6 protein-coding genes are annotated in these 8,134 nt (G+C 66.6%); 2 read left to right on the forward strand and 4 right to left on the reverse strand.

The window, feature by feature from the left end; genetic code table 11:
- Window positions 1-452: 452 nt before the first annotated feature.
- The 4 genes from AC5O77_RS21235 to AC5O77_RS21250 form a co-directional block, all read right to left on the reverse strand.
- Window positions 453-1,016: a TlpA family protein disulfide reductase gene (locus tag AC5O77_RS21235; RefSeq protein WP_478057455.1), complete on the reverse strand. Its 564-nt coding sequence runs from the start codon at window positions 1,014-1,016 to the stop codon at window positions 453-455.
- A complete protein-coding gene (locus AC5O77_RS21240; RefSeq protein WP_478057454.1) occupies window positions 1,013-3,394 on the reverse strand; it encodes a protein-disulfide reductase DsbD family protein in 2,382 nt (793 codons plus the stop codon). The genes AC5O77_RS21235 and AC5O77_RS21240 overlap by 4 nt, the downstream gene beginning before the upstream one ends.
- A complete protein-coding gene (cutA, locus tag AC5O77_RS21245; protein ID WP_010481118.1) occupies window positions 3,391-3,729 on the reverse strand; it encodes a divalent-cation tolerance protein CutA in 339 nt (112 codons plus the stop codon). The genes AC5O77_RS21240 and cutA overlap by 4 nt, the downstream gene beginning before the upstream one ends.
- 68 nt (window positions 3,730-3,797) lie before the next feature.
- The gene (locus AC5O77_RS21250; RefSeq protein ID WP_478057453.1) at window positions 3,798-5,588 is read right to left on the reverse strand and encodes an endonuclease; all 1,791 of its coding nucleotides are present in this window, start codon (window positions 5,586-5,588) and stop codon (window positions 3,798-3,800) included.
- Between the two features lie 357 nt (window positions 5,589-5,945).
- Between AC5O77_RS21250 and AC5O77_RS21255 the strand changes: the two genes are divergently transcribed.
- Both AC5O77_RS21255 and groL read left to right on the forward strand, forming a co-directional pair.
- Window positions 5,946-6,233, forward strand: coding sequence for a co-chaperone GroES (locus AC5O77_RS21255; protein ID WP_006396661.1), 288 nt, complete (start codon window positions 5,946-5,948; stop codon window positions 6,231-6,233).
- An 83-nt stretch (window positions 6,234-6,316) separates the two neighbouring features.
- On the forward strand, window positions 6,317-7,966 hold the full coding sequence (gene groL, locus AC5O77_RS21260) for a chaperonin GroEL (RefSeq protein ID WP_014038666.1): 1,650 nt from the start codon (window positions 6,317-6,319) through the stop codon (window positions 7,964-7,966).
- Window positions 7,967-8,134 lie beyond the last annotated feature (168 nt).

Consider the following 8,134-nt stretch of genomic DNA (forward strand, 5'->3'; position numbering starts at 1 on the left):
ACAGCAACAGCCGAGGCAACAGCAACAGCGGGCTATCCGTGGGATGGCGGGGTGGGTCCGGTTGCGGGGGCCGCTGCAAGTACGTCCATGTAAGCTCGGTCGCCGCATCCATGCGGCTCACGCCCCCACAACCGGACCCACCCCGCCTTCGACAGATTTCCGCGATCTGTTGGAAATGCTCTTGGGGATCTGACCCCAGAATTTCATTCGATATCTGACGGATGTGTCGACCAAGGTCGACACCTACCGAAAAGCACCGGGAATCTGTCGGGGGTGGGGCGGTGTGGGGCTGCAGGACCGTTGGCGCCATGGATGGCGCCATCGAGCCCCCATGGACGGGTTTACGGCGTGTCCTGCAGCCTCACACCGCCCCGCCCAATTCTCAGCACTGCAGGGCCGCTTTGGCTGTTGCTGTGGCCTCGGCAGGTGCAGGGCGCAGCCCTGCCGAACCCTCACTTCACCCAGCTGTCGATCTCGCCGTGGGCGAACGGTCCCAGCTTCGCCTTCACCAGCCGGCCCTGTGCATCGAACAGCACGCTGTAGGGCAGCAGGCCCTGCGTATTGCCCAGCTGCACGCTGGCATCGCGTGGCCCGGGTGTCTCGATCACGATCGGGTAGTCCACCGGTACCTGCTGCAGGAAGCGGCGCACGTCTTCCGGCGTATCCAGCGCCAGGCCAAGAACCTGCACACCGTTGTCGCCCTGGGTGTGGGCAAAGCGCGCCAGTTCAGGCATTTCTTCAACGCAGGGCGCGCACCAGCTGGCCCAGACATTGATCAACAGCGGGCGGCCGGTAGCGTGCTGGCGCAGGTCCAGCGGTCGGCCTTCAAGATCGGGCAGCGACAGCGCGGGCAGGCTGTCGCCGACCTGCAGGGCGGGTGCCACCGTCGCCACCGCAGGCGCCGCTGGCATGGCCTCAGGCGCAGCCGGCGCGGGAGCCAATCGATGCCCGGCCCACAGGCCGAGGCCGGCGGCCAGCGCCGCTGTCCACAGCAGCGCTGGCCGTTGCCACTTCATCGTGCGGTGCGCAGCAGCGCTTCCTCGACCACCGCCTGGGTCAGCAGGGTCGGCAGCACGGTCGGCGGTGCGCCGGGGCCGTACACCACGTACAGCGGCACGCCCACGGCCTTGTGCTCTTCCAGGAACGTGGTGATCTGCGGATCGACGTTGGTGTAGTCACCGCGCATGTACACCGCGTTGGTGCGCTTGAGCAGTTCCTTGAACTCTGGGCGCGACAGCACGGCGCGCTCGTTGGCCTTGCAGCTCACGCACCAGTCGGCGGTCATGTTCACGAACACCACGCGGTTGTCGGCGCGCAGGCGATCCAGCAGCTGCGGCGAGTATTCGACCACGTTGTCAGTGGCCGCCTGTGCGGCACGCGCCGGCGCTGCCAGCTGGGTCACGCCCCAGGCCGGAACCAGTGCACCGATCGCCAGCAGCACGCCGAGCAGGGTGACGGCGCGCGAGCCGGTCCAGCGGTTGCGTTCAAACAGCCACAGACCGAAGGCCAGCAGCAGCAGGCCACCCAGCACCAGCGCCATGCCGTCCACGCCGCGCTGCTTGCCCAGCACCCACAGCAGCCACAGCACGGTGGCATACATCGGGAAGGCCAGCACGTGCTTGAGCGTTTCCATCCACGGGCCCGGCTTGGGCAGGCGGCGCGCCAGCGCCGGCACGAAGCCGATCAGCAGGAACGGCAGGGCCAGGCCCAGGCCGAGGAACAGGAACACGGTCATCGCCTTCAGCGGCGGGGCTATGAACGCGTAGGCAATCGCGCCGCCCATGAACGGGCCGACGCAGGCACTGCCGACCACGCAGGCCAGCGCACCGGTGAAGAAATCACCGGCCGGGCCACTGCGGCTGGCCAGCGACTGGCCGAGGTTGCCGATGCCGCCGCCGAGGGTGAACACGCCGGACAGGCTCAGGCCCACCGCGAACATGATGTAGGCCAGCGCCGCCACCACGCCCGGGTGCTGCAGCTGGAAGCCGATGCCGACGGCGTTGCCGATCGCGCGCAGGCCAACCATCAACGCACCGATCACCGCGAACGCGACCAAGACGCCCAGCGTGTACCAGAGGGCATGGCTGCGCGCGCGCTGCGGGCTTTCGCCACTCTGCGCCAGGCTCAGGACCTTCAGCGACAGGATCGGCAGCACGCAGGGCATCAGGTTCAGTACCAGGCCACCGGCAAGGGCCAGCAGCAGGACCCATACGAACGAACGGTCCGGATTCGGCGTGGTCACCGGCGGTCGCGTGCGCAGCGCGTTGTCACCCTGTGCATCGGCGGCGAACTCACGGCTGGCGGTGCCGTCACCTGCAGCAGGGGCCGTTGCATCCGTATTGGGCACGGTTGGCAGCAGGCGCAGCGGTGCGCCGTTGGCGGCTTCGCGTGGTGCGCCGTTGGCAGCGGGCAGCGGGCTGATCACTTCATTGCGCGGTGGCGCCTGGTCGGCGCTGCTGCTGACCTTCCCGGCCGGAATGGACAGCTTCACCCGGCGGGTCATCGGCGGGTAGCAGATGCCATCGGTCTGGCAACCCTGGAAGGTCACCACCAGAGTGCTGTCGACCGCATCGGCGATGGAGCGGCGCAGCGGCAGCGGCACTTCCACCTGGTTGAAGTAGACCGAGACATCGCCGAAGTGTTCGTCGCGATGCGACTGTGCGGCAGGCCAGCGCAGCTTGTCGGCCAGCACCCCGGTGCTGCCGTCCAGCTTCACCGAAGTGCGGTCGCGATACAGGTAGTAGCCCGGCGCCGGGCTGAAGCGCAGCAGCAGGGTATTGCCGTCGCTGGCGATGGCGTCGAAGCCGAACGCCTGCTCCGACGGCAGCGGCAGCGCCTGGCTGTTGCTGGCCGCGCCCGGCAGGCGAAGGCCACCGCTGTTGCCGGCACCGGCCAGCGGGTTGTTGAACGGGCTTGCCGCACCGGTACGCGCGGCAGGCACCGTGGCCGCCGCACCGGCGCCCGGCAGGGTGACCTGCACCACGCGCTTCTGCGGCGGGTAGCAGACACCGGCATCGGCGCAGCCTTGGTAACGCACTTCCAGGCTGATGGTGCCGGCGGCGTCGGTCGGCGTGCCGGGCAGGGTGGCCTGCAGGCGTTCGCGATAGGTTTCGACTTCGCCGAAGAAATCGTCGTGGTGCTTGTCGCCCTTGGGCATCTGCAGCGCGCCGGCATTGAAGGCCGGATCCGCCTTGACGCTGGTGCGGTGGCGATACAGGTAATAGCCCGGTGCGATCTTGAACTGCAGTTGCACCTGGCCACGCTCGGCGGCGGTCGCGGTCAGTGCGAACGCCTGGTCCACCGGCAGCAGGTCTTTCTCATCCAGGGCGAACGCCGGCAGCGAGAGCCACAACAGGGCGCACAAGGCGGCGCCACGCGCAAACAGAGTCTTCAATCAGTGTCCTCCCGGGTCTGTGCCCGGATCCAGTCCAGATACGCCGGCAGGCCGGCCCGGGTTTCGACCGCAATGCACTCCGGGAGTTCATACGGATGCAGTTCGACGATCCGGGCAATCGCGTCATCGACGCGACTCGCGGTGGTTTTCACCAGCAGCTGCAGCTCGGCGTCGGTGGTCACCTCGCCCTGCCAGCGGTAGGTCGACTGCGCGCCATCGAGGCGGGTCACGCACGCGGCCAGGCGCTCGCCGACCAGCGCGTGCGCGATGCGCTCGGCACTGGCCCGGTCCGGGCAGGTGGTCAACAGCAGCAGGACGGGATCGACGGTCGACATGACCGTCGAGTATAGGGCCGCCGCCGGGTCAGGGCCCGGCGCCGGCAGTGGACCGCTGCGTTGCGCGGTCAGTTGGCCAGCTGGCAGGAGGCCGGCTTGGCCGAGGTGAACAGGCCCGGGGTCGCCCACTCGGGGTGGTCGATGAACGGGTTGCGGTTGCCCTGGAAGCTGTAGATCACGTCGTTGCGGGCACGCTCGGCATCATCCGGCGGATCGGACAGGTGCCAGTCGATCAGCGTCGAGAGCAGGCCCATGTAGGCCGGCGAACTGCTGGTCTTGACGATCCTGCTGCGGTCGTCGGTCAGCTCCAGGTCCGGCTCGGACTGGCCGGTGGCCGCATCCTTGCCGCCCTCGTAGCGGATCGCCATGTACATCACCGCACGCGCCATGTCGCCCTTGCGCTTGCCCCACACCTCGAAGGTGCCGGTGTTGCCGTCCGGCATGCGCACCCAGTTGGAGTTGCCCGGGTAGCCGCCGCTGCCGCCGCCCTGGCCGTTGTTGGCTTCGGTGGCACGTTCGCCGCAGTTGGCGTCGCATTTGCCGAACGGCTTGTTGCCGCGATCGGCGTTCCACTGCGCGTCGGTCAGGTACAGCATGTGGGTGTCGGTGTACGGCGCGTACGGCAGGCCCTTGTCGCCGGTGGTGCTGGCAAAGCCCAGCGAGTTCGGCCAGGTGTGCTCGCGGTTGTACTTCAGGCCGCCGCCGCTGCCGGCGCGGTCGGTCACCTTGGCGTAGCTGCGGTTGCGGTACGCATCCAGGATCCTGCCGCTGTTGTTCGGATCCTCGTCGGCGATTTCCAGGATGGTCCAGGTGCTGGTGCCCGAGCCGCTGTACGGGTAGGCGGTGTGGCCCTTGATGGTGGCGTGCAGCGAGCAGCGCAGCTGGCTGGGGCTGCTGGTATTGACCTTGGAGTAGTAACCGGCCGGCACGCCCGGGTTGCCCGGGTCCGGATTGCCGCCGGTGCTGGCCACGGTGAAGGCGATGCGGCTGTCGGCGGCGGGGTGCGCCCCCTGCAGGTCGGTGATGCGCGCGGCGCGGATGTCGAAGCGGCAGGCTTCACCGGCCACCAGCGCGGTGTTGGTGGACAGCTTCACGCTGCGGCCGCTGGCCGGGTAGGTCAGCGGCACGCTGCCGGAGGTGCCGCAGCTCAGGGCGAAGGCGCCGCTGGCCAGGTTCACCGTCTCGCTGAACACCACTTCCAGGTCGGCGGCGGCCGGGAAGGTGCTGCTGCCCTGCGCCGGGGTAGTGGTGGAGACCGACGGCGGCGTGTTCGGGCCCGGGGTGCCACCCCCGCTGAAGGTCTGGCCGTTGTTGCAGCTGCCAAACGTCTGCTTGGCCGATTCGGCCCAGGTGAAGTGGGCGTACTGGCTGCCGCTGCCGGTCAGCTGAAGCGAGGTGCCCGGGGCCGTGCTGTTTGTCTCGGCCACCGGAATGTTCTGGCTGGTCATGCCGGCGGCAGGGCCACCGGAGGCGGTGATGGCGCCCTCGTAGCTGAGGAACTGGACCACCTTGCCGCTGGCATCGACCAGGGCGATGCCGTCGTTCGGACCGTTCTGCAGGCCGTTGGTCGGGTAGCTGACCACGGCCAGGGTGGCGCTGCCGCAACCCGCGGCGGTGCCGGCCGGGACCGGATTGTTGGCGTAGACCGTGGCGGCTGAAGGATTGCTGCCGTTGTAGAGATAGAGGCGGTAGCCGGACAGGTCCTCGCCCGCGGTAGCGACCACTTCGATGGCTTCGCCGACGTCACCGGCGGCGGTGCTGTCGTCGTAGTGCAGTTCGTTGATGAAGACCTCGGCCTGGGCCGGCGCGGCGGCCAGCGCCAGCAGGCAGGCGGCGGCAAGCGGGGACAGCAATCGCATCGACTACTCCTTGTGATTGGGAATGCGCGGCCGAGCCTAAGGCCGATCCAGTGACACTTTGTCGTAAATGAACGTCAGATATCTGACAGTGCGACGCGAGTCACCAAAAGTCGAGGATTCCAGAGACAGGGTTGCCGCGTTGCACCGGCATCCAGGCCTTCACATGGGCGCAGATCGAGTGGGCCCGGGGCAGTGAAATTTTTTCCGCGAGCGGCCTTGAAAGGTCCGGGGCCAGCTCCATCTCTGTCCTGCTCCCGATTCATCGGGCTTTTTCGCGAGCAATGCTGGCAGTCACCTGGGGTGAGTGCTAACATCGCCAGACTTTTTCAGACCAATCAATAACTTAAGAGGTCTCTCATGAGCATCAAGCCGCTGCACGACCGCGTTGTGGTCAAGCCGATCGAAGCCGACGAAATCTCCGCCGGTGGCATCGTCATTCCGGATTCGGCCAAGGAAAAGTCCACCAAGGGTGAAGTCGTGGCCGTGGGCCCGGGCAAGCCGCTGGACAACGGCAGCGTGCGCGCGCCGTCGCTGAAGGTCGGTGACAAGGTCATCTACGGCCAGTACGCCGGCAGCTCGTACAAGAGCGAAGGCGTCGAGTACAAGGTCCTGCGCGAAGACGACGTGCTCGCCGTCATCGGCTGAGCCTCGGCGCGACCTGCTTCATCCCCTGATCTCCAATTCCCAGCCGCCGGGCATCGCCCGGCGCTACCAAAGAGGTAACTGCAATGGCTGCCAAGGATATTCGTTTCGGTGAAGACGCCCGTTCGCGCATGGTGCGCGGCGTCAACGTTCTCGCCAATGCCGTCAAGGCCACCCTGGGCCCGAAGGGCCGCAACGTCGTGCTGGAAAAGAGCTTCGGCGCTCCGACCATCACCAAGGACGGCGTCTCCGTCGCCAAGGAAATCGAACTGGCTGACAAGTTCGAGAACATGGGCGCGCAGATGGTGAAGGAAGTTGCTTCGCGCACCAACGACGACGCTGGCGACGGCACCACCACCGCCACCGTGCTGGCCCAGGCCCTGATCCGTGAAGGCGCCAAGGCTGTGGCCGCCGGCATGAACCCGATGGACCTCAAGCGCGGTATCGACAAGGCCGTCGTGGCCGCCGTTGCCGAGCTGAAGACCATCTCCAAGCCGACCGCCGACGACAAGGCGATTGCCCAGGTCGGTACCATCTCGGCCAACTCGGACGAGTCGATCGGCCAGATCATCGCTGACGCGATGAAGGAAGTCGGCAAGGAAGGCGTGATCACCGTTGAAGAAGGCTCGGGCCTGGACAACGAGCTGGACGTGGTCAAGGGCATGCAGTTCGACCGCGGCTACCTGTCCCCGTACTTCATCAACAACCAGCAGTCGCAGACCGCTGACCTGGATGACCCGTTCATCCTGCTGCACGACAAGAAGATCTCCAACGTCCGTGACCTGCTGCCGGTGCTGGAAGGCGTCGCCAAGGCCGGCAAGCCGCTGCTGATCGTTGCCGAAGAAGTTGAAGGCGAAGCGCTGGCGACCCTGGTGGTCAACACCATCCGTGGCATCGTCAAGGTCGTGGCCGTCAAGGCTCCGGGCTTCGGCGACCGTCGCAAGGCGATGCTGGAAGACATGGCCGTGCTGACCGGCGGCACCGTGATCTCCGAAGAAGTGGGCCTGTCGCTGGAAAAGGCCACCATCAAGGACCTGGGCCGCGCCAAGAAGGTGCAGGTCTCCAAGGAGAACACCACCATCATCGATGGCGTGGGTGACAAGGCTGCCGTCGACGCACGCGTCGGCCAGATCAAGACCCAGATCCAGGACACCTCCTCGGATTACGACCGCGAGAAGCTGCAGGAACGCGTGGCCAAGCTGGCCGGTGGCGTTGCCGTGATCAAGGTCGGTGCTTCGACCGAAATCGAAATGAAGGAAAAGAAGGATCGCGTCGACGACGCCCTGCACGCTACCCGTGCAGCCGTTGAAGAAGGCGTGGTCCCGGGCGGCGGCGTGGCCCTGGTCCGTGCGGTCACCGCACTGGCCGGCCTGAAGGGTGCCAACGAAGACCAGAACCACGGCATCCAGATCGCCCTGCGCGCGATGGAAGCCCCGCTGCGCGAAATCGTGGCCAACGCCGGTGAAGAACCGTCGGTCATCATCAACAAGGTCAAGGAAGGCACCGGCAGCTTCGGCTACAACGCGGCCACCGGCGAGTTCGGCGACATGCTGCAGTTCGGCATCCTGGACCCGACCAAGGTGACCCGTTCGGCGCTGCAGAACGCGGCCTCGATCGCTGGCCTGATGATCACCACCGAAGCCATGGTTGCCGAAGCTCCGAAGAAGGACGAGCCGGCCATGGGTGGCGCCGGTGGCATGGGCGGCATGGGTGGCATGGGCGGCATGGACTTCTAAGTCCCTACGTTCGCCCTGCAATGAAAAACCCCGCCGCAAGGCGTAATGCTGTTCACTTAAGCAGCTGAGCCAATCAGAATCCGATGCCAGTCTTCTGGCATCGGATTTTTTGTGCCCATCCAACAGCAACTGCTCGACCTTGGTGACCTGTTCAATTTCTCCGACCTG

The organism is Stenotrophomonas sp. INTA L402-1, assembly GCF_059295135.1.

Bases quoted from the DNA above. Each gene is read 5' to 3' on its own strand.
- AC5O77_RS21235 (WP_478057455.1), bottom strand. From the start codon at position 1,016: ATGAAGTGGCAACGGCCAGCGCTGCTGTGGACAGCGGCGCTGGCCGCC.
- cutA (WP_010481118.1), bottom strand. From the start codon at position 3,729: ATGTCGACCGTCGATCCCGTCCTGCTGCTGTTGACCACCTGCCCGGAC.
- AC5O77_RS21250 (WP_478057453.1), bottom strand. From the start codon at position 5,588: ATGCGATTGCTGTCCCCGCTTGCCGCCGCCTGCCTGCTGGCGCTGGCC.
- AC5O77_RS21255 (WP_006396661.1), top strand. From the start codon at position 5,946: ATGAGCATCAAGCCGCTGCACGACCGCGTTGTGGTCAAGCCGATCGAA.
- groL (WP_014038666.1), top strand. From the start codon at position 6,317: ATGGCTGCCAAGGATATTCGTTTCGGTGAAGACGCCCGTTCGCGCATG.